This window comes from Streptomyces roseolus, assembly GCF_014649855.1.
In the GTDB taxonomy this organism is placed as follows: Bacteria; Actinomycetota; Actinomycetes; order Streptomycetales; family Streptomycetaceae; genus Streptomyces; species Streptomyces roseolus.
In genome coordinates, this window is sequence record NZ_BMTV01000007.1 from 283,330 (window position 1) to 307,188 (window position 23,859).

A 23,859-nucleotide genomic window follows, 5' to 3' on the forward strand; every position below is an offset into this window, starting at 1 on the left:
CGCGGCCCCGGCCCCGCAGAAGCTGCGGACCCGCAAGCCGCTGACCGTCGGCGCCGTCGCGAAGAACGCCGCCGCGCTCGTCCTGGCCGTGATCTTCGTCTTCCCGGTCTACTGGATGTTCTCGTCCTCGCTGAAGCCGCAGAGCGAGATCCTCGCCAAGGACCCGGTCTTCTTCTTCACCCCGACCTTCGAGAACTACTCGACGGCCACCGGCGTCGACCTCTTCTGGACGTACGTCACCAACAGCCTGATCGTCACGGTCGGCGCCGTCCTCCTGGCCCTGCTCGTCGCCCTCGCCGCGAGCTTCGCGATCGCCCGCATGAGGTTCAAGGGCCGCAAGGGCATCGTCCTCGTCGTGATGATGGCGCAGATGGCCCCCTGGGAGGTCATGGTCATCGCGATGTACATGATCGCCCGCGACAACGAGATGCTGAACAGCATCCCGCTGCTCACCGCGATCTACTTCGTGATGGTCCTGCCCTTCACCATCTGGACCCTGCGCGGCTTCATCGCCGCCGTCCCGGTCGAGCTGGAGGAGGCCGCCCAGATCGACGGCTGCACCCGCGGCCAGGCCTTCCGCAAGGTCATCTTCCCGCTGCTCGCCCCGGGCCTGATGTCGACCTCGCTCTTCGGCTTCATCACGGCCTGGAACGAGTTCGCCATGGTCCTCGTGCTCAACAAGGACAAGACGAACCAGACACTGACGCTCTGGCTCACCCAGTTCCAGACCGCGTTCGGCGACGACTGGGGCGCCACCATGGCCGCCTCCACGCTCTTCGCCCTCCCCGTGCTCATCGTCTTCCTCTTCCTCCAGCGCAAGGCCGTCGGCGGCATGACCGCCGGCGCGGTGAAGGGATAACGGCGCCCCATGACCACACTGGTACACGGCTCGGACACGCTGACCCGTGACGCGCTCACGGTGCTCCAGCCCGGCTTCGTCGGCACCACCGCCCCCGACTGGCTGCTCCGCCGGATCGGCGAGGGCCTGTCGTCCGTCGGCCTCTTCGGCCGCAACGTCGCGGACCCCGAGCAGCTCGCCCGGCTCACCGCGCGGCTGCGCGCCGAGCGGGAGGACGTCCTCGTCGCCATCGACGAGGAGGGCGGCGACGTCACCCGCCTGGAGGTCAACGAGGGCTCGTCCTTCCCGGGCAACTACGCCCTGGGCCGGGTCGACGACGTCGAGCTGACCCGGGCCGTCGCCCGCGAGCTCGGCCGCCGGCTCGTCGCCTGCGGGATCGACCTCAACTGGGCCCCCTCGGCCGACGTGAACTCCAACGCGGAGAACCCGGTCATCGGCGTCCGCTCCTTCGGACCCGACCCGGACCTCGTCGCCCGGCACACCGTGGCGTACGTCGACGGCCTCCAGGCCGTCGGGGTCGCGGCCTGCACCAAGCACTTCCCCGGACACGGCGACACCAACGTCGACTCGCACGACGCGCTGCCCCGGATCGATGTGGACCTCGCCACACTGCACGCCCGTGAGCTGGTGCCTTTCCGCGCGGCCATCGCCGCGGGTACCAAAGCCGTCATGAGCGCGCATATCCTTCTCTCCGCGCTCGACACCGAACGTCCGGCCACCCTGAGCCCGCAGATCCTCACCGGTCTGCTCCGCCAGGAGCTGGGCTTCGACGGCCTGATCGTCACCGACGGCATGGAGATGCAGGCCGTCGCGGCGACGTACGGCATCGAGCGCGGATCCGTCCTCGCCATCGCCGCGGGCGCCGACGCCATCTGCGTCGGCGGCGGGCTCTGCGACGAGGACACCGTGCTGCGGCTGCGCGACGCGCTGGTCTCCGCGGTACGGACCGGTGAACTGCCCGAGGAGCGGCTGGCCGACGCCGCGGCGCGCGTGCGCGCCCTGGCGGCCTGGACCCAGGCGCACCGGGCGAGGGGGGCTGGATCGGTGCCGGGCGCGGCAGTGCAGGAGGGGACCGCGCCCGGCGCCGACATCGGACTCGTGGCGGCCCGCCGGGCCCTGCGGATCACCAAGGGGGACGGGCTCTACGTCCCCGTGTCGAGCGCTCCCTTCGTCGCCTCCTTCACCCCGGTCGCCAACTTCGCGGTCGGCGACGAGACCCCGTGGGGCGTCGCGGCCGAGCTGGACCGGCTGCTGCCGGGCACCGGCTCCGGCTCCTTCGGCGCCGAGGCCACGGTGGACTCCGTGCTCGCCGCGGCGGGGGAGCGGCGGATCGTCGCGGTCGTCCGCGACCTCCACCGCCACCCGTGGATGACGGCGGCCCTGGACGGCCTGGTCGCCGTCCGCCCGGACACCGTCGTCGTCGAGATGGGCCTCGACGAGGCGGAGCCGCGCGGGGCCCTGCACATCGCCACCCACGGCGCCGCCCGGGTCTGCGGCCGTGCCGCGGCCGAGGCCGTGGTCGGCACCGGCGCCTGACGGCGCGCGACGACGAGGGGCCCGGCACCTGATCCAGGTGCCGGGCCCCTCGTCGTCTGCCGGTGGGTGGTCCGGGGATCAGATGCCCTGCCAGGAGGGCTTGCTCGCGTACGTGTGGCGGAAGTAGTCGGCGAGCTTCAGCTCGGAGGCGGCGGCCTCGTCCACGACCACGGTGGCGTGCGGGTGGAGCTGGAGCGCGGACGCCGGCACGAAGGCGGAGACGGGGCCCTCGACGCTCTGCGCCACGGCCTCGGCCTTGCCCTCGCCGGTGGCGAGCAGCACCAGGTGACGGGCCTCCAGGATGGTGCCGATGCCCTGGGTGATGACGTGGTGCGGGACCTGCTCGATGTCGTCGTCGAAGAAGCGGGCGTTGTCCACCCGGGTCTGCTCGGTGAGCGTCTTGATCCGGGTGCGGGAGGCGAGCGAGGAGCAGGGCTCGTTGAAGCCGATGTGGCCGTCGGTGCCGATGCCGAGGATCTGGAGGTCCACGCCGCCGGCGTCGACCAGCGCCTTGTCGTACGCCTCGCAGGCCGCCTGGACGTCCTCGGCGGAGCCGTCGGGGCCCATGAAGTGGTCCTGGGTGAGCCCGAGCGGCTCGACGACCTGGCGCAGCACGGTCGAGCGGTACGACTCCGGGTGCCCGGCCGGCAGGCCCACGTACTCGTCCAGCTGGGCGATGCGGGCCCGGGAGGCGTCCACGGAGCCGGCCCGGACCTGGGCGATCAGGGCGTCGTAGATCGGGATCGGGGTCGAGCCCGTGGCCACGCCGAGCAGCGCGTCGGGCTTGCGGCGCAGGAGGTCGGCGATGCCGTCCGCGATGAGCTCTCCGCCCGCCTTGGCGTCCTTGACGATGACAACTTCCACGCTGTGCCTGCCGATCTGGTGAGGGGCTAGGGAGGGGCCGTGTGGTATAGACCAATCAAAGTCCCAATCTAGCAGAGGGAGGCCCGCCTCCTCATGCCGTTCCGCACCCCGGACGACCCGCGCCTCCCGGCCCCTCCATCGTCATCCGCCCGCTACTCCCCAGCCACTCGAACCCCCTCGCCCCCTCCTGCACCGCACCCCCGCCCCGCGCGCCCCCGCCCGGACGGCCCGACCCCCGTCCGGGCCGTCCGGCTCGCCCGCCTCAGGTCAGCGAACCGCCCGTCGCGTCGATCCACGACCCCGTCACCCAGCGCGCGTCGTCCGAGGCGAGGAAGGCCACCACGTCGGCTATGTCGGCCGTGCTCCCGACCCGGCCCAGCGCCGAGTACGCCGCCGCCCGCGCCCGGGCCTCCTCGTCGCCCTCCAGCCAGGCGGTGTTGTCGGTGGCCACGACCCCCGGTGCCACCGAGTTGACCGTGATCCCGCGCGGACCCAGCAGCTTCGACAGGTCGCGGGTGAAGACGTCCAGCGCCGCCTTCGACATCGAGTAGGCGATCAGGTCCGGCATCAGTGCCGTCCTGCTCAGCCCCGTCGACACGTTCACGATCCGGCCGCCGTCCCGCAGCCGCTCCGCGCCCGACCGCACCAGGAAGAACGGCGCCTTCGCGTTCACCGCGAAGATCCGGTCGTACTCCGCCTCCTCGATGGAGGCGAAGGGGCTCGACGCTCCGATCCCCGCGTTGTTCACCAGGATGTCCAGCCCCTCCGCCCGCGCGTCGAAGGCCGCCCACAGCGCTTCCGCGTCACCCGGCACCCCCAGCTCCTGGCCGATCGCGAAGGCCTCGCCGCCGACCGCCTCGATCGCGGCGACCGTCTCCTTCGCCGCCGCCTCGTTCGTCCCGTAGTGGACCGCGACCCGGGCCCCGTCCCGGCCCAGCCGCTCGGCGATCCCCCGCCCGATGCCCCGGCTCGCGCCCGTGACCAGTGCCGTCTTCCCCGTGAGCACGCCCATGGCGACGCCCCCCTCATTCCGTAGTGGTCATTACAGAAAGACCGTACCCCATGATCCGTAACGAGCGCTATAGAATTCGCTCCATGGCGACGAAACGGCGCGGCCGCCCCCGCTCCTTCGACCGGCCCACGGCCCTGGAGCGGGCGACGATGGCCTTCTGGGAGCACGGCTACGAGACGACCTCGGTCTCCGACCTCACCCGGGCCATGGGCATCAGCGCCCCGAGCCTCTACGCGGCCTTCGGCGACAAGCGGACGCTCTTCGAGGAGGTCGTGGCGGCCTACACGCTCTCCCACGGCGCCTTCGGCACCCGCGCCTTCGAGGAGGAGCCGACCGCCCGCGAGGCCGTCGCGCGCATGCTCCGCGAGGCCGCCGTCGCGTACACCGAGGAGGGCCACCCGCCGGGCTGCCTGGTGATCTCCGCCGCCGTCAACTGCTCCACCCCGGAGGTGGAGGAGGCCCTGCGGAACCGGCGCAACGCGAACCTGGCCGCCATCGAGGAGCGGATCCGCCGGGACGTGGAGACCGGCGCGCTGCCCGCCGCCACCGACGCCCGCACCCTCGCGCGGCTGAGCGGGGCCGTGCTCCAGGGCATGTCCCAGCAGGCCCGCGACGGGGCGACGGAGGAGGAGCTGGCGGCGGTGGCCGGGGCGGCGATGCGGCTCTGGCCCGCGGCGTGACGCCGGGGCCCGGGCCTCCGGGGCCCCGGCCCCGGAGAAGACCGCGGGCCGCGGCGCCCGGCGGGACCCTCAACCCGCCCGGCACCGCAGCCCGGGTGTGCTCGGCCGGGGGTGTGCGGTCCCACGGCCGTGATGGGAGGTCTCGGCGCAGTCAGGGCAGAGAGCGCCGGGAACCTCGTCCATCCTCCTGTGCGGGGAGGATGGAGGCTGTATGAAGTTCGACGCGTTCATTGTGGACTAGACCATTCTCGTCTGTCCATCCGCCTGAACGCGGTGTTTCCGGGGCCATCCTCCAACACGCAGCCCCGAAGAGCCAGGTTCACCGGCCGTTAATTCCGCGGGTACGCTCGCACCGTGCCCTCCATGAACGACCTCGTCCGCCAGCACACCGCCCTGAGCGACTCCGACCTGGAGTGGCTCCACCTGCTGGTGTCGGAGTGGCAGCTGCTCTCCGACCTCTCCTTCGCCGACCTCGTCCTGTGGGTCCCCACCCTCGACGGCACCCGGTACGTCTCGGTCGCCCAGATGCGGCCCAACACGGGCCCCACCTCCTACCAGGACGACATGGTCGGCCACCTGGTGCCGCGCGGCCGCCGCCCGCTCCTGGACGCCGCCCTCGACGAGGGCCGGATCGTCCGCGAGGGCGACCCCGAGTGGCGCGAGGAGGTCCCGGTCCGGGTCGAGTCCATCCCCGTCCGCCGGGAGGGCCGGGTCCTCGGCGTGATCGCCCGGAACACCAACCTGCTGACCGTCCGCACCCCCTCCCGGCTGGAGCTCACCTACCTCCAGTCGGCCTCCGACCTCGCCCAGATGATCGCGGCCGGCTCCTTCCCCTACCCCGGCGAGCAGTCCGACATGGACTCGCTGCCGCGGGCCGGCGACGGCCTGGTCCGGCTGGACGCCGACGGCATGGTCCAGTACGCCTCGCCCAACGCCCTCTCCGCCTACCACCGGCTCGGCCTCGCCGCCGACCTGGTCGGCCAGCACCTCGGCCAGATCACCGCCGAACTGGCCCCCTCCCGCGGCCCGGTCGACGAGGCGCTGGTCAAACTCGCCTCCGGCTACGCCCCGAGGAACTTCGAGGTGGAGGGAAGCGGCGGGGTCATCCAGCTGCGCGCCATCCCGCTCAAGCCCAAGGGCACCCGGATCGGTTCGCTCGTCCTGCTCCGGGACGTCACCGAACTGCGCCGTCGCGAGCGCGAGTTGATCACCAAGGACGCCACCATCCGGGAGATCCACCACCGGGTGAAGAACAACCTCCAGACGGTGGCCGCCCTGTTGCGGCTCCAGGCCCGCCGGATGGACTCCGACCGCGGCCGCGAGGCGCTCAACGAGGCGGTCCGGCGCGTCGGTTCGATCGCCATCGTCCACGAGACGCTGTCCCAGAACCTGGACGAGCGGGTGGAGTTCGACGAGATCGCCGACCGGGTCATCGCGATGGTCGCCGAGATCTCCCCGGGCAAGGTCACCTGCCGGCGCAACGGCCGCTTCGGCATCCTGGACGCGGAGGTCGCCACCCCGCTCTCCATGGTCCTCACCGAGATCCTGCAGAACGCCCTGGAGCACGCCTTCGCCCCCGGTGAGCACGGCACCGTCGAGGTCAGCGCGGTCCGCGGCGAGCCCCGCCCCGACTCCCGCCTCCTCATCACCGTCCGCGACGACGGCCGGGGCCTGCCCGAGGGCTTCGACCCGCAGACGGCCGGCAACCTCGGCCTCCAGATCGTACGGACCCTGGTGGAGGGGGAGTTGGGCGGCACCTTCGACATGCGGCCCGGCAGCGAGGGCGGCACCAAGGTGGTCCTGGACATCCCGGTGCGCCCGCAGAAGTGAACCGCCCCCGTGGTCCGTACCTTTGGCCGCGCACAGCAGCGAGCCCCGGACCGAAGTGAATCGGTCCGGGGCTCGAATGCTGTGGGGCACTGCTTTACTGCTGCGCGCTGCGGCTCGGGGGCGGTGAATGCGTACGCGGTGTACGCGCCGCGTGCCTCAGGCTGTGCAGGTGGCTCAGGCGCTGGCGTTGCGCGCCCGGTTGCGGGCGGCGCGGCGCTTCATCGCGCGGCGCTCGTCCTCGCTGAGGCCACCCCAGACGCCGGAGTCCTGGCCGGACTCGAGCGCCCACTGCAGGCACTGCTCCATGACGGGGCAGCGGCGGCAGACGGCCTTGGCTTCCTCGATCTGCAGCAGCGCAGGACCGGTGTTGCCGATGGGGAAGAACAGCTCGGGGTCTTCCTCACGACAAACGGCGTTGTGACGCCAGTCCATGGCTGCTACCTCTCTTGGTTATTACGTGCAAGTTGCTTGTGAATGTGAACGCTTTCACGAATCCCTCAACAAGTGAAGGGCCGACTGCCGGATGAACCGGTGTGGTCCGTGGTTTGAGGAGGGGTTCTGGCTTTCAGTGGAGGCCGGTCTTGCGGGCCGTCCCGATCGCCAAGAAGAGACTCGCAAACCTCGGCAGCGGATACAACCCCTTCTGGAAAGTTTTTTTTGATTCCTCGGTGTCGGCTAGGTCACAGCCGTACTTCTAAGGGGTGGATGCGCGCCTAAACGTTCGAGTGCAAGGACTTTGGGCCCTTCCACTCACACAATCACACGCAGTGCACGGCGTACGCCTGTGAACGTCACGCTCGTACGCAGTCCGAGGTGGTCTCCGTCCATCTGGAGCGGGAGGGGAACCTTCGAATGCAAGGTGAAGTCGGTCAGGTCGTGCAGAGTCGTCGCGTGCTTGCCGCGAGGGCCCCGTTCGGGGCTGGAAGTGAGCAGCTGGGTGGCGTAGCGGGCCACCGCCGGGGTGGAGAGCCGGCTCAGTCCGAGCACGTCGAGCGCGGTCTCGAAGGACGCCTCCGGGGACGCGTACACCGGGCGATTGCCCAGGTAGGTCCAGGGGGAGGTGTTGCAGATTATGGAGAGGACCAGATCCTCGACCGGCTCGGCGCCGGGCCGCTCCAGCGTGATCGTCCCGTGCCGCCGGTTCGGCTCCTCCAGGAACTGGCGGAACACCTGGCGCAGATAGAGCGCGTGCGTGGACCGTTTCCCGCGCTCGCGCTGCTGTTCGACCCGGCCGATCACGCTCGCGTCGAAGCCGAGTCCGGCGCAGAAGGTGAACCAGCGGGCCGGCACCTCCTCGTCCGGGGTGCCCGGCGTCCCCGAGGCGAGCCCCAGGCTCACCGTCCGGGCGCTCCGCTCGCGCAGCGCGTCCAGCAGGGCGCCGGTCGCCTCCACCGCGTCGTTCGGCAGTCCGAGCGCGCGGGCGAAGACGTTGGTCGAGCCGCCCGGCACCACCGCCAGCCCCGGCAGCCGGTCCGGATCGGGCCCGCCGTGCAGCAGGCCGTTCACGACCTCGTTCACCGTGCCGTCGCCACCGAGCGCCACGACCAGGTCGATCTCGCCCGACTCGGCGGCCCGCCGCCCGAGGTCCCGGGCGTGCCCGCGGTACTCGGTGCTGACGGCCTCCAGCTTCATCTCGCTCGCCAGTGCGTGGATCAGCACGTCACGGGTGCGGGCACTGGTGGTGGTGGCTGCCGGGTTGACCACGAGAAGTGCGCGCATGACCGCCAGCGTACCTACCCGGCGGTACCGATCCCAGCCCCGCCCGGTCCCCGGACACCGCCACCGGCCCCGTACGCTGCCTTGCATGAGCAGTACGGAGCAGACCCCCCGTCCCGCCCGCCTGGCCGCCGCCGCGGGGGTGGCCCTCGTCGAGGCCCTCGGGCTCCTCGCCGGCGGCGTCTACATGCTGGTGCGGACGCTGACCGACGGCGGGGACCTCACCGGTGGGGCGACCGGCGCGGTCACGATGATCGCGCTCGGGCTGATCCCGCTCGCCGCCGCCCGCGGCCTGTGGCGGATGCGCTCCTGGAGCCGCGGCCCCGCCGTCATCACCCAGATCCTCGCCCTGCCGGTCGCCTGGCAGATGCTCCAGACCGAGGGCGTGATCCCGTACGGGATCGTGCTCGCCGTCCTCGCCGTGACCGGGCTCGTCCTCCTGGTGAACCCGGCCACGACCGAGGCGCTCGGCATCCGGCGTCCCGGCCAGGACGCCTCCTGAGCCTCACTCCTCCACGAGGAGCTTCTCCCGGAGCTGCGCCAGGGTCCTGGCGAGCAGCCGGGAGACGTGCATCTGCGAGATGCCGACCTCCTGCGCGATCTGCGACTGGGTCATGTTCCCGAAGAACCGAAGGAGCAGGATCCGCTTCTCCCGGGGCGGCAGGCCCTCCAGGAGCGGCTTGAGCGACTCCCGGTACTCGACCCCCTCCAGGGCCTCGTCCTCCGCGCCCAGCGTGTCCGCGACCGCCGGCGACTCGTCGTCGGTGTCCGGCACGTCCAGGGAGAGCGTCGAGTAGGCGTTGGCCGACTCCAGGCCCTCCAAGACCTCCTCCTCGGAGATCCCGAGCCGCTCGGCCAGCTCGTGCACGGTCGGCGAGCGCCCGTGCTGCTGGGACAGCTCCGCCGTCGCCGTCGTCAGGGAGAGCCGCAGCTCCTGGAGGCGGCGGGGGACCCGTACCGCCCAACCCTTGTCGCGGAAGTGGCGCTTGATCTCGCCGACCACCGTCGGCGTCGCGTACGTGGAGAACTCCACGCCCCGCTCCGGGTCGAAGCGGTCGACCGACTTGATCAGGCCGATCGTCGCCACCTGCGTCAGGTCGTCCAGCGGCTCGCCGCGGTTGCGGAAGCGCCGCGCCAGGTGCTCGACCAGCGGCAGGTGCATCCGCACCAGACGGTTGCGGAGCTCGGCCTTCTCCGGGGAGCCCTCGGGCAGCGACCGCAGCTCCACGAAGAGCGCGCGGGCACCGCTGCGGTCCTGCGGGTGGTGACCCCGTACCGCTCCGTCACCCTCGGTCACGACCTCGACCGGAAGCGCGTCCCCCGGGAGCTCCCCGTCCGAGGGCGCCCCTTCCGCGCGCGTCTCCTCCGGGGGCGGGACCGGCACCGGGGGAGCCTCGTCGTGCTGCTGCTCGTGCTCGCTCATCTGGTCCGCCTGCTGCTCCCTAGCGACCTCATGCGACCGTGCTGCCTGCTGGCCGGGGATGCCGGCCGTCGCGTCCCCGCTCCTCACGCCGGGCCTGGCCCCGCGCCGCGCTGTTTGTACAGGCTGATCGAGACCGTGTTGTCGTCCGCGACCGAGGACTCGACCTTGCCGGCCAGTGCCGAGAGCACCGTCCAGGCGAAGGTGTCCCGCTCGGGGGCCCGGCCGTCCGTCGTCGGCGCGGACACGGTCACGTCGAGGGAGTCGTCCACCAGCCGGAAGACGCAGCTCAGGACCGAGCCGGGCACCGCCTGCTGGAGCAGGATCGCGCACGCCTCGTCCACCGCGATCCGCAAGTCCTCGATCTCGTCGAGGGTGAAGTCCAAGCGCGCCGCGAGGCCGGCCGTGGCCGTACGCAGCACGGACAGATAGGCACCCGCAGCGGGCAGCCGGACTTCCACGAAGTCCTGGGTCCCGGGCTCGCCTGCGATCTGGGACACCCTCACCTCCAAGGTGGCACAAGCTCAATCGGGGTCCGGGGGGAGAGACCCCCGGACCTGCGGTCACGCAGGGCTGCGCGGTCCGCGGTGACGCTATCGCGATCCATCCTGCCGTGTCGCCGCAAGTCCCCGGGCCCCCGATCCCGGCCCGTCACTCATGGTAGGCCCATGGGCGCGGACCGTGGCCAGGGGTGTGCGGGACCGAAATGCAGCGGTGACCGGCGGAGGGGTGACGTACCCAACGGCCCGCCCCTCGAACCGCCCCGCCCCCAAGAGACCGTCCCTTCCCGCGAGACCGTCCCGTGGCCTCGGGGCCGTCTCAGACCAGCGCCTCGTCCACGAAGCACCAGCGCCAGGCCTCGCCCGGCTCGAAGGTCCGCATCACCGGGTGCCCCGTCGCGTCGAAGTGCCCGGTCGCGTGCCGCCCCTGTGAGGAGTCGCAGCAGCCCACGTGCCCGCAGGTCAGGCAGAGCCGCAGCTGTACCGGGCTCGTCCCGTCGGCCAGGCACTCGGCGCAGGTCTCGTGGAGCGGGGCCGGCTCGGGGCGCGGCATTTCTGCTACGTGCGGGCACTCGATCATGATGGCCAGGGTACGTGGCGGACGCCCCGGACCGGAGGGCCCGACGGATCCCCCGGACCGGGCCGGAGGAATCCCGGGCGTACCGGGCGAACGGCGAGACGGGACGGTGGAGGGGCGGCATGGACGCACTGCGGCTGGTGGGACTGGTGGCGGCGAGCGCGGCGGTGGCGGGGCTCGCCCGCCGCACCCCCGTACCCGCCCCGCTCCTCCTCGTGGCGGTCGGACTGGTCGCCTCGTACGTCCCCGGCGTCCCCGACTACACCCTCGATCCGCACATCGTGCTGCCGCTGATCCTGCCGCCGCTGCTCTACACGGCCGCCGTCGAGTCCTCCTACCTGGACCTGCGGGCCAACATCCGGCCGGTCGCGCTGCTCTCCGTCGGGTACGTCCTCTTCGCCACCGTGGCCGTCGGCTGGCTCGCCCACGTCCTCGTCCCCGACCTGCCGCTCACCGCCGCGCTCGTCCTCGGCGCGGTGATCGCCCCGCCGGACGCGGTGGCCGCCACCGCCATCGCCCGCCGGCTCGGCCTGCCCCACCGGATCACCACGATCCTCCAGGGCGAGTCCCTGGTGAACGACGCCACCGCCATCACCGCCTTCAAGGTCGCCCTCGCCGCCGCCGTCGGCGAGGGCGTCAGCTGGGCCGGCGGCCTCGGCGAGTTCGCCCTCGCCGCGGTCGGCGGCGTCGGCGTCGGCCTGGTCCTCATGGTGCCCATCCACTGGCTGCGGACCCGGCTCACCGAACCGCTGCTCCAGAACACCCTCTCCCTGCTCATCCCCTTCATCGCCTACGCGGCGGCCGAGGAGGCGCACGCCTCCGGGGTGCTCGCCGTCGTCGTGGTCGGCCTCTTCCTCGGGCACAAGGCGTGGAAGGTCGACTTCGCCACCCGGCTCCAGGAGGAGGCCGTGTGGAAGATGGTCGCCTTCGTCCTGGAGTCCGCCGTCTTCGCCCTCATCGGCCTCCAGCTGCCCTACGTCGTCCAGGGACTCGGCCCGTACGGCGTCGGGGAGGCGCTCTGGTACGCCTTCGGGGTCTTCGTCTTCGTGGTCGTGGTCCGCTTCGTCTGGGTCTTCCCCGCCACCTTCCTGCCCCGCCGGCTCTCCGCCGGGGTCCGGGAGCGCGAGCCCGGCGTCGACTGGAGGGCGCCGGTGGTGGTCGGCTGGGCCGGCATGCGCGGCGTGGTCTCCCTCGCCATCGCCTTCTCCATCCCGGTCGTCACCGACGGCGTCGAGTTCCCCGCCCGCAACCTCGTCCTCTTCCTCACCTTCACCACCGTCATCTCCACCCTCGTCGTCCAGGGCCTCACCCTGCCCCCGCTGATCCGGGCCCTGAAGCTCCCCGGCCGCGACCGCCACCAGGAGACGCTGGCCGAGGCCCAGGCCCAGAGCGAGGCCTCCCGCGCCGCCGAGGCCCGCCTCGACGAACTCCTCGCCGACGAGCGCAACACGCTGCCCGGCCCCCTCGCCGACCGCCTCCGCGCGGTCCTGGAGCGCCGCCGCAACAGCGTCTGGGAGCGGCTCGGCGCGGTCAGCGAACTCACCGGCGAGACCGCCGACGACACCTACCGCCGCCTCTCGCGCGAGATGATCGAGGCCGAGCGGGAGGTCTTCGTCCGGCTCCGCGACGAGCGCCGGATCGACGACGAGATGATGCGCACCCTGCTGCGCCGCCTCGACCTGGAGGAGGCCGCCGCCTACCGGGAGGAGCTCGGCTGATCCGCGGGCCCGGTGGCTCCCGTGACCACCGCCGCGATCCTGCTCCCGGGCGGAAAGGCGCCCTCCTCGGCGAGGGACACCAGTGCGAAGAGCATTTTGGCGACATACAGCCGCTCGATGGCGAGTTCATGCCGCGCCTCGAAGTCCTGTGCGAACGCGTCGAGTTCCGGGGACGTCCGGCCGTAGCCGCCGCAGTGGAAGCGCTCGTCCAGCCACCAGTCGCCGCGCGGGCCGCCGAAGGCCGCCTCCTGGAGGCGCCGGACCTCGTCGCCGAGGAAGCCGCCCTTCAGCACCGGTACGCCCAGCGTCCGGCCGTCGAAACCGGCCGCCAGGCCCGCCAGGGTGCCGCCCGTGCCGCAGGCCACCGCCGCCACGTCCGCCTGCCCGGCCAGCTCCCGGCCGAGCGCCGCGCACCCTTCCACCGCGAGCGCGTTGCTGCCGCCCTCGGGGACCACGTACGCCCCCTCGGGGGCCCGCTCCAGGAGCCCGGCGAGCACCTCCGGCTCGTGCTTCGCCCGGTACGTGGCGCGGTCCACGAACGCGAGGCGCATCCCGTCCGCCGCGCACCGCGCGAGCGAGGGGTTCAGCGGACGTCCGGCCAGCTCGTCGCCGCGCACGACCCCGATCGTGGGGAAGCCGAGGAGGCGGCCGGCGGCCGCGGTGGCCCGCAGGTGGTTGGAGTACGCGCCCCCGAAGGTCAGCACCGGCCGTCCGTCCGCCGCCCGCAGGTTGAGCGCGAGCTTGCGCCACTTGTTGCCGGGGAGGTCGGGATGGATGAGGTCGTCCCGCTTCAGCAGCAGCGTCAGCCCGCGCCGGGTGAACCGCTCGTCCGCCACCGGCTCCAGGGGGGACGGGAGCCGGGGCCGCAGGGCGGAGAGGTCGTACGTGTCCACCCGGCCATTCTCCCGGGTCACGCGCGCGGGGAAGGGTCGGGCGCCGGCTCCGTTCGTTCGTCCGTCCGTCCGTGAGCGTGCCGGATCTCTCCGCCGTACGCTCCCCGCCCGCACACGCGCGTACCGGTGCCTTCCGCCGTACGCGCGCGTGGCCCGGGAGCCGTGCCCGGGGCGGGGCTCAGCGCAGCAGGTCGGCGATCCGCTCGCGCATCGAGGCCATGCCGAAGCCGCGCGGGTCCACCTTCCCCGGCTGCCACTCGCGGTGGCCGATCACCGAGCGGTGGGTCCAGCCGTGCGCCCGGCAGATCGCCGCCGACGCCTTGGCGATCGCGTCCAGCTGCACCTTGGGCCAGGGGTCCTCGCCGTCGCCGAGGTTCTCGCACTCGAAGCCGTAGAAGTGGCGGTTGCCGTCGGTGGTGGCCTCGTCGTCCACCGGCAGCCTCCGCTCGGCGATCACGGCCCGCAGCACCTCGTCGTCGCCGAGCCCGGCGTGGTTGGCGCGCCCGTGGCCGACCAGGTGGACCGTGCCGTCCTTGGCGATGACGCCGTGGCACAGCGGGCCCGGCAGCCCCGCGTACCCGTCCCGGCAGATGCGGACGGTGTGCGCGGTGCCCCGGGTGACGGTGTGGTGGATCATCACTCCGTGCACCGGCCCCCAGGGGCCCTTGTGGTTCCTGTTGTGGGTGGTCCAGTCTCCGACCTCGACGACCGAGAGGCCCTCGCCGCGCAGTGCGGAGAGGACCCTGCGCGCGGACAGCGGAACGGCCATGACGTGCTCCTTCCAGAGGGAGGACGAACTTCCGGAGTACCGGACTCCGTTCCTCCGCCGCCATCCGTTCGAGCCCCGTGCGAGCCGAACCGGACAACCCGGCCGGGTCGCACGCCCGCCGGTCGGCCGGAAAACGGGCGACATGCCCCGAAGGTCCCCGAACAGTCCCACCCGATTGTGTAATGGCGTCGACACGCTCCGTGCTGAAAGGCTTCCTTTCGCAAACCAGACGCACGAGAGGGAGTTCCATGTCCGTTGGTTCGGTTGGCGACGAGGTCCTCGCGGAGCGGGCCCCGCGGCAGAGTCTCGGCACCGCCGCCGCGCGGAACCTCGCCTCGACCACCAAGTCGGCCCCGCAGATGCAGGAGATCACCTCCCGCTGGCTGCTGCGGACGCTGCCCTGGGTCGATGCCAAGGGCGGCGCCTACCGGGTCAACCGGCGGCTCAGCCACTCGGTGGGCGACGGCCGCGTCACCTTCGTCCAGACCGGCGACCGGGTCGCCGTGATCCCCGCCGAGCTCGGCGAGCTGCCGGCCCTGCGCGGATACGAGGACGAGGCGGCCCTCGCGGAGCTCGCCGCCCGCTGCGTCCAGCGCGACATCGCCGCCGGCGAGGTCATCGCGGCCGCCGGCACCCCGGCCGACCGCGCCTACCTCCTCGCGCACGGCCGCGTCGAGCAGCTCGGCGAGGGCCCCTACGGCGACGAGGCGGTGCTCGGCGTCCTCGCCGACGGCTCCTACTTCGGCGACGCCGCCCTCCTCGACGAGGCCGCCACCTGGGACTGGACCGCCCGCGCCGCCACCGCCTGCACGGTCCTGGAGCTCACCCGCGCCGACCTGACCGCGCTCGCCGCCCGTGCCGGCTCCCTCGCCTCGCACCTCGCGGGCGTCGCGGACCGCCCGGAGCGGGCCGTCAACGCCTACGGCGAGGCCGCCATCGACCTCTCGGCCGGGCACGTCGGCGAGGCCGTCGTCCCGCACACCTTCGTGGACTACGAGCCCGCCCCGCGCGAGTACGAGCTGAGCCTCGCCCAGACCGTGCTCAAGGTCCACACGCGCGTGGCGGACCTCTACAACCACCCGATGGACCAGACCGAGCACCAGCTGCGGCTCACCGTCGAGGCCCTGCGCGAGCGCCAGGAGCACGAGCTGGTCAACAACCGGGAGTTCGGTCTCCTCGCCAACTGCGACTACGGGCAGCGGATCCAGCCGCACGACGGCGTCCCCGGCCCCGACGACCTCGACGAGCTGCTCTCCCGCCGCCGCGGCTCCAAGCTCTTCCTGGCCCACCCGAAGGCCATCGCCGCGATCGGCCGCGAGCTCAACCGCCGGGGCCTGGTGCCCGAGACCCTCGACGTGGCCGGCACCCGGATCCCGACCTGGCGCGGGGTCCCGATCTATCCCTGCGACAAGATCCCGGTGACCTCCGCCGGCACCAGCTCGATCATCTGCATGCGCACCGGCGAGTCCGACCAGGGCGTCATCGGCCTGCACCAGACCGGCCTCCCCGACGAGGTGGAGCCCGGCCTGTCCGTCCGCTTCATGGGCATCGACGAGCAGGCGATCACCTCCTACCTGGTCACGGCCTACTACTCCGCCGCGGTCCTCGTGCCCGACGCCCTCGGCGTCCTGGAGAACGTCGAGATCAGCCGCCGCCGCTGAACCCCGGGCGGGCCGGGGCCCCACCCCCGGCCCGCCCGGCCCCCGCCGAGCACCCGGCCGAGCCGTGCCCCCCCCGCAAGGGCGGCACGCCCGAAGCGGGGCGCCGAGGAAATGACCAGCCTGACGCCCGGCCGCCGTGGACGCGGTCGGCTGTGGAGAAGGACGACCAGACGTGACCTTGACGAGCGCGGCCCCCGTCACCGACGGGCCGGGCGCCGTGGAGCTCCTCGACCGGACGAGGACCGCCGTCGACCCCCAGATCCGCTCCACCGTCGAGACCCTGCCGGGCTCGATACGCCGTGTGGCGATGTACCACTTCGGCTGGGAGGACGCCGACGGCACCCCCGCCGCCGGCCAGGCGGGCAAGGCGATCCGCCCCGCCCTGGTCCTCGCCGCCGCCCGCGCGCTCGGCGCCGAGGAGAGCCGGGCCGTGAAGGCCGCCGCCGCCGTCGAGCTGGCGCACAACTTCACGCTGCTCCACGACGACATCGTCGACGAGGACCCGACCCGCCGTCACCGGCCGACCGCCTGGACCGTCTTCGGCATCCCCGACGCCCTGATGGCCGGCGACGCCATGAACGCCCTGGCGCTCCGGCTGCTCGTCGAGGACCCGCACCCCGCCTCCGCCGCGGCCACCGCCCGCCTCGCCGCCTGCGTCATCGAGCTCTGCGCGGGCCAGCAGGCCGACTGCGCCTTCGAGGCGCGCGGCCCCCGCGAGGTCTCCCTCGACGAGTGCCTCGCCATGGCCACGGCCAAGACCGGTGCCCTGCTCGGCTGTTCCTGCGCGCTCGGCGCGCTCTACGCGGGCGCGGGGGAGGAGGAGGTCACGGCCCTCGACTCCTTCGGCCGCGAGGCCGGGCTCGCCTTCCAGCTGATCGACGACCTCATCGGCATCTGGGGCGACCCCGACCGGACCGGCAAACCGGCCGGCGCCGACCTGGTCGCGCGCAAGAAGTCGCTGCCGGTCGTCGCCGCCCTCGCCTCCGGCACCGCCGCCGGCGAGGAGCTGGCCGAGCTGTACTCCCGTACGACCCTGGACGAACGGGCCGTGCGGGCCGCGGCCGCGGCCGTCGAGCGGGCCGGCGGCCGGGACTGGGCGCAGGCCCAGGCGGCCGAGCGGATGGGCCGCGCCGTCGAGCACCTGGCGCGGGCCGTGCCGGACCTCTCGGCGGCAGGGGACCTGCTGGCCCTCGCCGAGTTCGTGACCCGCAGGAGCCGCTGACGGGGAGACGTCGCCGCTCACCCGCCGACGGGGTCCCGTTGACGAGAGCGCCGCGAGGGGTTGCGCGACCACTACAGATGAAGCACTATGTCTGTCGTGGTCGCGCTCGCGGTCACGCCCCCGACAGAACCAGGACCCGGTTTGCGCAAGCTGACGTACTACATCGCCTGCTCCATCGACGGCTTCATCGGTGACCCGCAGGGCGACGCCTCGTCCATGTACTCCTTCGTGAACGAGGAGTACCAGGCGTGGATGAACGCCGAATACCCCGAGACCGTCCCCACCCACATGCGGGAGGCGGTCGGGATCGACGCGGACAACAAGCACTTCGACACCGTGGTGCAGGGCCTCGCCTCGTACCGCATCGCCCTGGACGCCGGCGTCACCAGCCCGTTCGGCCACCTCCGCGAACTCGTCGCGACCCGCTCGCTCACCGAGTCGCCCGACCCGAACGTCGAGCTCATCGCCGACGACCTCGTCGGCCGCGTCCGGGAGCTCAAGGCCGAGGAGGGCGGGCTCGGCATCTGGCTCTGCGGCGGCTCCACCGTCGCCGGCGCCCTCGTCGACGAGATCGACGAGCTGGTCATCAAGACGTACCCGCAGGTGTACGGCTCCGGCATGCCGATGTTCGGCGCCGGCTTCGAACCCCGCGACTTCACGCTCGGCTCCGTCCGCGCCTTCGACAACGGCGTGCTGGTCCGCACGTACACCAGGAAGCGGTAGCGGACGCACCGCGGCGGGGCGGCCTGCCCCGGAGGCACGGGTGACGAGACGCCCCGTACGACCCGGGGCCCGCCGGCCGCGCCGAAGCGCCCGGCCTGCGGACGCCCCCGGGCCACCGCCGCCACTCGGCACAGGGCCCTCGGGGTCCGGGTGTCCGAGCGGGAGGTGCGGCCCTGCCGGAACGCCCGGTGCCCACTCCGCGAACCGGTGGATCCCGGCGGCACGGAAGCCACTACCACGCAGGTCACCGGCAAGAACGGCGAGAACGGGAGAAGTCCGGCCACAGGGTGACCGGCCGCGCGCCGGAGCCGGTCATACCGCTACAGTCCGCGCATGTCATCGGAGTCGACAGAAGTCTGGACCGGTTGGTACCGGGACCGCCGTGGCGCGGAAGCGATCGTCATCACGGCCGACGGCGGGCACGTCACCGTCCGCGTCAGGGGAATCGAGTACACGGGCGCGGGATTCGCCGCGCTCACCGCCGCGGGCGAGGGCGGGGAGGTCCTCACCGGCTGCGTCCTGGAGTGGGACCTGCCCCTCCCCGTCGTCGCCGGCGGCACCACCCAGGAGGCCACGCTCGGCTGCCTGCTCACCCTCGGCGAGCGCGCCGACCTCAGCCTGACCCTGCACTACGGCGGCACCGCCCTCGAAGCGGTCGTCGCCGGCGGCGACTTCGAGGGGGCGCTGGCCCGGCTGCGCGGCCAGCTCCCGGAGGGCGCCGACTTCGGCCGACGCGTCCTGTCGGTCGCGTGACGACGGCGGCGCCCCGGGGCCGGGCGGCCTCCGGGGCGCCGACCGGTCAGCCCTTGAAGGCGGAAGCGAGCCCGTAGCGCCACAACTGGTCGACGCGGGCCCGCTCCTGGGCGTTCGGTGTGGCGTTCTGGCAGGAGGTGCCGGGGCCGCCGCCCGACATCAGCTCGCTGCACGGCCCGCTGTAGTGGTCCGGGAGCCCGAGCACGTGCCCGGTCTCGTGGGCCGTCACGCGGGTGGAGTTGTACTGCTGGTTCTGCCGGTAGTCGAGGAAGATGTAGCCGCTGCCGTGCCCGTCGGTGCTCGCGTACGAGCCACGGGAGTCGTTCCCCTCGTAGTAGCGGAAGTCCGGGTTGGACCCCTCGACGAGCCGCACGTTCACCACCGAGCTGTTCCATATCTGCGTGGAACGGGCGATCTGGGTGCGGAAGCTGGGAGCGTTGGCGGCGCTGTAGACGACGGTGACGGCCGCGGTGGTGCTCGGGTTCGCGGCCCGCTTCTTCGCCACCGACTTCATGACGGCGTCGAAGAACGCCTGGTTGGCCTTGGCCTCCTCGGCCGAACCGGCGTAAGCGGCGTAAGCGGCCTGGGCGGCGGGGGTGTTCGTGCGCGCGGTGGCGTCGGGCGCGGCGCCGGCCGGCGCCGCGGCGCCGAGCGAGACCGCGAGACCGAGCCCGAGGGCGGCGGTCAGGGTACGGGTGAGGACCTTGGGGTGACGCATGGGGGGCTCCTCCTGATCGGGGTCGGGAGAGAGTCTCGGTGCGCGCGGGCCCGCCGGGAAGAATGCCACTCCCCGATAACACGACCTCATCACCACCCCTGCCCTCTCTCCAATTGACTCCACTTTCATGGGAGTTGAGCGGATCCGGCCGTCTGGTGCGGGGCCGGAACCCCGTCCTACGCTCGGCTCCATGGAGCTGGAGGTGAGACACCTGCGCGCGCTCTGTGCCATCGCGGACACCGGAAGCCTGCACAAGGCCGCGCGCCAACTCGGCGTGAGCCAGCCCTCCTTGACCACCCAGCTGCGCCGCATCGAGAACGCGCTCGGCGCCGAGCTCTTCGCCCGCGGCCGCACCGGCTGCCGCCCCACCGCGCTCGGCCGCTCCGTCCTCAGCCGGGCCCGCCCCCTGGTCGACGGCATGGCGGCGCTCGTCACCGAGACCCGCGCCGAGGCGGCCCGCGCCGACGGACCCCGGCTCCGCGTCGGCTCCACCGCGAGCCGGGCCCTCCCGGGCTGGCTGCGGCGGCTGCGCGCCCGCTTCCCCGGCACGGACGTCGGTCTGCGCGTCGACGTCTCCGCGCGGACACTGCTGCGCGAGGTGGTGGCCGGCCGCCTGGACGTGGCCTTCGTCCACGAGGTGGAGGGCAGCCCCCTCCCCGTGCCCGAGGGCCTGGACCACCGCGTCCTCGTCGCCCGCGAGCCGCAGTTCGTCTCCCTCTCCCCGGCCCACCCGGCCGCCGCCCACCCCGTGGTGGACCTCGCGGACCTGGCCCGCGACCACTGGATGGTCGACCCGGCGGTGGACGGCGAATGGGACGGGCTGCGCCGCGTCCTGACGGCCGCCGGGATCGACCCGCCGCTCCTCCACGGCGACTACCACACGGCCGCCTCCCTCATCGCGCTCGGCGAGGCGGTGGCCCCCTGCCAGCCGACCTCGGTCCCCCGCGAGGACCTGGCGGTCCGCCCCCTCCGCGGCGACCCCCTCGCCGTCCGCCTCCTCCTCTACGCCCGCCCCACCACCCCCCTGGCCCCCCTCCACGCCACCCTCGCCGACGCCTACCGCGAGGCCGCCCACCGCGCACCCCCGTACCGCGCCTGGCTGGCCGCCGGCGGCACGGCACCCCCGTGCCTCACGCCCGCCTGACACCGCCTCTTGTCTTTCTTTCCGGACGCCCCCGGGAACGGGAACGGCCCGCGCCGGGGTGCCCGGGCGGGCCGTTCCGTCGTCCTCCGGCCTGCGGTGGGGCAGGGGGAGAGGGGAGGCCTGGGTCAGGCCTTCTTCGTCTCCTAGTAATGGGGCGGGTCGGTGACCTGCGGTGATGGGTGCCGCAGGTCGCTGAGCTGGCCTTTTGGTGTTGGCTGGCGATGGGGCGCGACGGTCCTGATCGGGTGTCCTGCGGACTGTGTGCGGACTGGCAGGCAACGCCCTAGCCCTGACCGGTGGTTGCCCACCAAGACAGCCCTACTCTTGCTGGGGCTTGGGTTCGCTCGCCCATTCGCTCAAGCCGGTCAGCATGGACAGAGCTGACGTGAAGAAGGTCTTGACGGCTGCCGGTCCTCGCAAGTCGCCGAAGACCTTGGTGAGTGTCTTCTCGTAGTCGCTGCTCTTGCGGTGGGCCGTTGCCTTCGAGCGGATCTCCTGGAGATTTCGCAAGAACTGGGTGTCCCGATCGGCGTGTGGGTAACCTTCCTGATCCAGCCAGCGCTTGAGTTTCGAGATGCCCTTCTCGTTATCGATGCGGTCTGGCAGGCGCTTCTGGATCTCCCGTTCGTTGAGAGCGTCAACGAAAAGCTGTGTCATGATGCGAATTGCAGACTCGAATTCTGCCTGTGAATCATTCAAGGGGAGGCGTAGGCGCTGTAGAAGCCCTGTATCGGCCTCCTCGGGCTTCCGGAATAGTTCCCACCCGTAGACCTCCTCCCATGTACGCCTGAAGGTCACGTAATTGGAGCGGGTGAGTAGGTCCTCGGCGGTCGGCTCGGAAGGCTGCCCCAGGAATGCTCGGCGAATCAGAGTCTCGCTAGGTGGGCCGTCTTCTGCGACGTTGAAACTCCGCCAGGAGTCTCGCTCCTGTCGAGGCAGATCGCGACCAAGGTCTCCGAGGAAGACGATGATGTAATCCTGGGCGCTGTTATCCAGACGCAGACTCCATAGCGATGCGCAATTGAGATATCCATCCGATACGGTATAGAGTTCGGGTTTCTCGTAGTACTTCTGCAGAACTTCCCGGCGGAAGTATACGGGCGTGAGATAGTTCGGAGCGTCGGGGTTCGCTCCGAAATAGTTACTGAGAGAATCAGGGTTACAGCTGTACCGGATCTCGTCGCCATCGGGTCTCGTCGCGATAATGAAATCCGGGTAGTGCGAGTCTTCCTCCTCGAACGGCCAGATCCCACTCTTCTCGATCGGTGGCGGTGGAACTACTCGGGTGCCGAGGAGGCGGGTGAATTTTCCGGTTCCGATGCGGTCGCCTGGGTAAAGGGAGATTCGCGCGGTGTCCGTGGTTAGATCGAGGGCTTCGGGGAGAGTGTCGTCCTTCTCGCCGATGCGGACGGAATCCATGTAGAGGATCAGGTCGTACCCTTGGGCGGCCTGGAATTGGCGCAGCAGTTTTGTGCGGACCTCGATCCTGCTGGCGGTCACCTTGACGGCAGCCAATGAGGTGCCGTCATCCAGAGGCTGCATGAACTGTGTGCCGAGCTCATCCCAGTAGAGATTATGGTACAGCCGAAAGTGTTCGGTTAGCTCTCGGGTTGACGGTACTGCGCCATGGTATTCCCGGCATAGAACCAGTGGCTCAATGCCGTCCTCGGTGCTGCTGCGGAAGTACCTGGTTACGATCTCACCGTTCTCTCGGTGCTGCGAGAAACCGGGGCGGAAATCGCCCATGCTCACGTCCCAGGACGGAGACTCGAGGATTCTCGTGCGCATCGCGGTCGGGGCGAAAGCGCAATAGATTCCACCATTTTCGTTCCGCTCGTGCCAACTTTCATACACAGTTGTCCACGAGCCCTGCTCCATGGAGGTGAAACGCCCAAGCATCTCTTCTTGCCGCAAGTCCATTGGCGCATATTAGGTGTGCCCGCTGGTTGCGGCAATGGGTTTACCTGGTTTCCGTTCTCGCGCTCTCGCGTCGCGAGTTTGGTGTCGAGACCTGGTGGACCTGAATGGCGAGTGCGCCGAGGGCTTCCTTCTCGGGGCCGTAGATCGTGCGGATGTTGGCGAGCTGCTGGTCGCGGGTGGCGGTCGGGTTGACGTTGGAGGGGCCTTCGCCGTCGAGGAGGGCCTCGAAGTCGGGATACTCAGTGACTCGGAGGACTTCGACGTCGCAGGTCTCGTCCGTGTTCTTGATGCGGAAGCGGATGGTGTCGCCGGCGGCGAGGTCCGCGAGGTGCGGGTACTTGACCCGCACCTCGATGGTCTTGGTGCCCGCGGCGACGAGCTCGAAGTACTGGCGGTAGAGGTTGAGCTCGCGGACGCGGGCGGTGCGGTCGGTCATCGGGAGGGAACGCTCCTGGGGGACGGTGCGATGATCAGGCGGCCGATCTCGGCGGCCGAGTACGAGCGGAAGAAGTGGCGGGGGTCGGAGAGCAGAGTCTCGGTCATGGCGAGCAGCCGGTCGGCGTACTCGGTGACGGTGCCGGGCCATTGCCGGGTGTCGAGCATCCAAGGGGCGGTGCCCTCGGGCAAGGGGGCACGGCCTTCTCGTATGAGGGATTTCGACAGCTTGGCGCCGGTGTCGGTGACGACCTGGGGGCAGAACAGGCGGGCCGGGAGCTGGGCTCGGGCCAGACCCACGGCCTGGAGGGCCTCGTCGACGAGGTGGGAGCCGAAGACCCAGTCGCCGCCCTTGACCATGACGTGCAGGGTGCCCTGGGGACTGGTCAGGGCGAGTTCCTTGACCAGGTTGCGGTACAGGGTGGCCAGGTCCAGGTACGCGCCGACGGTGGGCGTGATGGTGGCCTCGTACGGGCCGTGGTGGAGGCAGACGGCAGAGACCACCGCCGACTCGGGGGCGGTGAGGTGGACCCGGGTGCGTTCGGCGTGTTTCTCGGCCCAGCCGCAGTCGGGGTGCGGGCAGGGGACGCGGAGGTGCGGGGTGCCGGTGGAGGGGGCGAGCCACCAGCGGGCGGCGTCAACGCGGGGGAGCAGGCGGAGCCAGGTGCGGCGGTAGTGCTCGCCGGCCTGCTGCTGGGCGTACGTCTCGATGCGGTGTGGGATGCCCAGGCGCCTGGACAGGGCCGTGAAAAGGGGCTGGTAGAGGGCGGTGACGAGGTCGTGCAGGGCCTGCTCGCCGAGGGCCTGGGCGTAGGCGCGCTGGTAGCGGTGTCCGCTAGGGTCTGTTGTGAAAGTGCTGGTCACAGCCACTCGTTGATGGCTGCGACCAGCACGGTCGCTTCGTAGCGG

The 23,859-nt window shown here is 71.7% G+C and carries 24 protein-coding genes; 11 read left to right on the forward strand and 13 right to left on the reverse strand.

Annotation, left to right across the window (positions count from 1 at the left end):
• Positions 1-22 precede the first annotated feature (22 nt).
• Together IE245_RS11200 and IE245_RS11205 are read left to right on the forward strand one after the other, a co-directional pair.
• On the forward strand, positions 23-859 hold the full coding sequence (locus IE245_RS11200) for a carbohydrate ABC transporter permease (RefSeq protein ID WP_189946681.1): 837 nt from the start codon (positions 23-25) through the stop codon (positions 857-859).
• A gap of 9 nt (positions 860-868) precedes the next feature.
• Positions 869-2,395: a glycoside hydrolase family 3 protein gene (locus tag IE245_RS11205; protein ID WP_189946637.1), complete on the forward strand. Its 1,527-nt coding sequence runs from the start codon at positions 869-871 to the stop codon at positions 2,393-2,395.
• Between the two features lie 78 nt (positions 2,396-2,473).
• On the opposite strand, the gene nagB is transcribed toward IE245_RS11205, so the two are convergent.
• Both nagB and IE245_RS11215 read right to left on the reverse strand, forming a co-directional pair.
• On the reverse strand, positions 2,474-3,259 hold the full coding sequence (nagB, locus tag IE245_RS11210) for a glucosamine-6-phosphate deaminase (protein WP_189946638.1): 786 nt from the start codon (positions 3,257-3,259) through the stop codon (positions 2,474-2,476).
• Between the two features lie 262 nt (positions 3,260-3,521).
• Positions 3,522-4,271: an SDR family oxidoreductase gene (locus tag IE245_RS11215; protein WP_189946639.1), complete on the reverse strand. Its 750-nt coding sequence runs from the start codon at positions 4,269-4,271 to the stop codon at positions 3,522-3,524.
• An 83-nt stretch (positions 4,272-4,354) separates the two neighbouring features.
• Between IE245_RS11215 and IE245_RS11220 the strand changes: the two genes are divergently transcribed.
• On the forward strand, positions 4,355-4,951 hold the full coding sequence (locus IE245_RS11220) for a TetR/AcrR family transcriptional regulator (protein ID WP_189946640.1): 597 nt from the start codon (positions 4,355-4,357) through the stop codon (positions 4,949-4,951).
• Between the two features lie 363 nt (positions 4,952-5,314).
• Positions 5,315-6,781 (forward strand): sensor histidine kinase, encoded by a 1,467-nt coding sequence (locus IE245_RS11225; protein ID WP_189946641.1) that lies wholly within the window; start codon positions 5,315-5,317, stop codon positions 6,779-6,781.
• A gap of 174 nt (positions 6,782-6,955) precedes the next feature.
• On the opposite strand, the gene IE245_RS11230 is transcribed toward IE245_RS11225, so the two are convergent.
• Entirely contained in the window at positions 6,956-7,213 is a 258-nt protein-coding gene (locus tag IE245_RS11230) for a WhiB family transcriptional regulator (RefSeq protein ID WP_003953983.1), read from the reverse strand.
• Between the two features lie 318 nt (positions 7,214-7,531).
• Complete coding sequence (locus IE245_RS11235) at positions 7,532-8,500, reverse strand: diacylglycerol/lipid kinase family protein (RefSeq protein ID WP_169086975.1); 969 nt, start codon at positions 8,498-8,500, stop codon at positions 7,532-7,534.
• A gap of 85 nt (positions 8,501-8,585) precedes the next feature.
• Here IE245_RS11235 and IE245_RS11240 point away from each other — a divergent pair, with 85 nt between their 5' ends.
• A complete protein-coding gene (locus tag IE245_RS11240) occupies positions 8,586-8,999 on the forward strand; it encodes a hypothetical protein (protein WP_189946642.1) in 414 nt (137 codons plus the stop codon).
• Between the two features lie 3 nt (positions 9,000-9,002).
• Here the strand turns inward: IE245_RS11240 and IE245_RS11245 are convergent, their stop codons facing one another.
• From IE245_RS11245 to IE245_RS11255, 3 genes are all read right to left on the reverse strand, one after another.
• The gene (locus tag IE245_RS11245; protein ID WP_444545732.1) at positions 9,003-9,920 is read right to left on the reverse strand and encodes an RNA polymerase sigma factor SigF; all 918 of its coding nucleotides are present in this window, start codon (positions 9,918-9,920) and stop codon (positions 9,003-9,005) included.
• An 83-nt stretch (positions 9,921-10,003) separates the two neighbouring features.
• Positions 10,004-10,417: an ATP-binding protein gene (locus IE245_RS11250; protein WP_189946643.1), complete on the reverse strand. Its 414-nt coding sequence runs from the start codon at positions 10,415-10,417 to the stop codon at positions 10,004-10,006.
• Positions 10,418-10,736: 319 nt separating this feature from the next.
• Complete coding sequence (locus IE245_RS11255) at positions 10,737-10,997, reverse strand: UBP-type zinc finger domain-containing protein (protein ID WP_189946644.1); 261 nt, start codon at positions 10,995-10,997, stop codon at positions 10,737-10,739.
• 119 nt (positions 10,998-11,116) lie between these two features.
• Here IE245_RS11255 and IE245_RS11260 point away from each other — a divergent pair, with 119 nt between their 5' ends.
• Positions 11,117-12,712, forward strand: a complete 1,596-nt coding sequence (locus IE245_RS11260) for a Na+/H+ antiporter (RefSeq protein ID WP_189946645.1) — start codon at positions 11,117-11,119, stop codon at positions 12,710-12,712.
• Here the strand turns inward: IE245_RS11260 and IE245_RS11265 are convergent.
• Complete coding sequence (locus IE245_RS11265; RefSeq protein WP_189946646.1) at positions 12,691-13,605, reverse strand: 1-aminocyclopropane-1-carboxylate deaminase/D-cysteine desulfhydrase; 915 nt, start codon at positions 13,603-13,605, stop codon at positions 12,691-12,693. The genes IE245_RS11260 and IE245_RS11265 overlap by 22 nt on opposite strands.
• A 178-nt stretch (positions 13,606-13,783) precedes the next feature.
• A complete protein-coding gene (locus IE245_RS11270) occupies positions 13,784-14,374 on the reverse strand; it encodes an N-acetylmuramoyl-L-alanine amidase (protein WP_189946647.1) in 591 nt (196 codons plus the stop codon).
• A 248-nt stretch (positions 14,375-14,622) separates the two neighbouring features.
• Here IE245_RS11270 and IE245_RS11275 point away from each other — a divergent pair, with 248 nt between their 5' ends.
• The 4 genes from IE245_RS11275 to IE245_RS11290 all read left to right on the forward strand — a co-directional run bounded on the left by IE245_RS11275 (position 14,623) and on the right by IE245_RS11290 (position 18,733).
• On the forward strand, positions 14,623-16,035 hold the full coding sequence (locus IE245_RS11275) for a family 2B encapsulin nanocompartment shell protein (protein WP_189946648.1): 1,413 nt from the start codon (positions 14,623-14,625) through the stop codon (positions 16,033-16,035).
• A 172-nt stretch (positions 16,036-16,207) separates the two neighbouring features.
• Entirely contained in the window at positions 16,208-17,257 is a 1,050-nt protein-coding gene (locus tag IE245_RS11280; protein WP_189946649.1) for a family 2 encapsulin nanocompartment cargo protein polyprenyl transferase, read from the forward strand.
• 141 nt (positions 17,258-17,398) lie between these two features.
• Positions 17,399-17,980, forward strand: coding sequence for a dihydrofolate reductase family protein (locus IE245_RS11285; protein ID WP_189946650.1), 582 nt, complete (start codon positions 17,399-17,401; stop codon positions 17,978-17,980).
• 333 nt (positions 17,981-18,313) lie between these two features.
• Positions 18,314-18,733, forward strand: a complete 420-nt coding sequence (locus tag IE245_RS11290) for a DUF6304 family protein (protein ID WP_189946651.1) — start codon at positions 18,314-18,316, stop codon at positions 18,731-18,733.
• Between the two features lie 46 nt (positions 18,734-18,779).
• On the opposite strand, the gene snpA is transcribed toward IE245_RS11290, so the two are convergent.
• Positions 18,780-19,451 carry a snapalysin gene (gene snpA / locus IE245_RS11295; RefSeq protein ID WP_189946652.1) on the reverse strand — a complete coding sequence of 224 codons (672 nt, stop codon included), beginning with the start codon at positions 19,449-19,451 and terminating at the stop codon, positions 18,780-18,782.
• Positions 19,452-19,641: 190 nt separating this feature from the next.
• On the opposite strand from snpA, the gene IE245_RS11300 reads away from it, so the two are divergent.
• On the forward strand, positions 19,642-20,595 hold the full coding sequence (locus IE245_RS11300; protein ID WP_189946653.1) for a LysR family transcriptional regulator: 954 nt from the start codon (positions 19,642-19,644) through the stop codon (positions 20,593-20,595).
• Positions 20,596-20,913: 318 nt separating this feature from the next.
• On the opposite strand, the gene IE245_RS11305 is transcribed toward IE245_RS11300, so the two are convergent.
• The 3 genes from IE245_RS11305 to IE245_RS11315 are packed head-to-tail and all read right to left on the reverse strand — an operon-like array spanning position 20,914 to position 23,814.
• On the reverse strand, positions 20,914-22,515 hold the full coding sequence (locus tag IE245_RS11305) for a hypothetical protein (RefSeq protein WP_189946654.1): 1,602 nt from the start codon (positions 22,513-22,515) through the stop codon (positions 20,914-20,916).
• Positions 22,516-22,555: 40 nt separating this feature from the next.
• Positions 22,556-22,951, reverse strand: a complete 396-nt coding sequence (locus IE245_RS11310) for an ASCH domain-containing protein (protein WP_189946655.1) — start codon at positions 22,949-22,951, stop codon at positions 22,556-22,558.
• Complete coding sequence (locus IE245_RS11315) at positions 22,948-23,814, reverse strand: hypothetical protein (RefSeq protein ID WP_229851210.1); 867 nt, start codon at positions 23,812-23,814, stop codon at positions 22,948-22,950. The genes IE245_RS11310 and IE245_RS11315 overlap by 4 nt, the downstream gene beginning before the upstream one ends.
• Positions 23,815-23,859 lie beyond the last annotated feature (45 nt).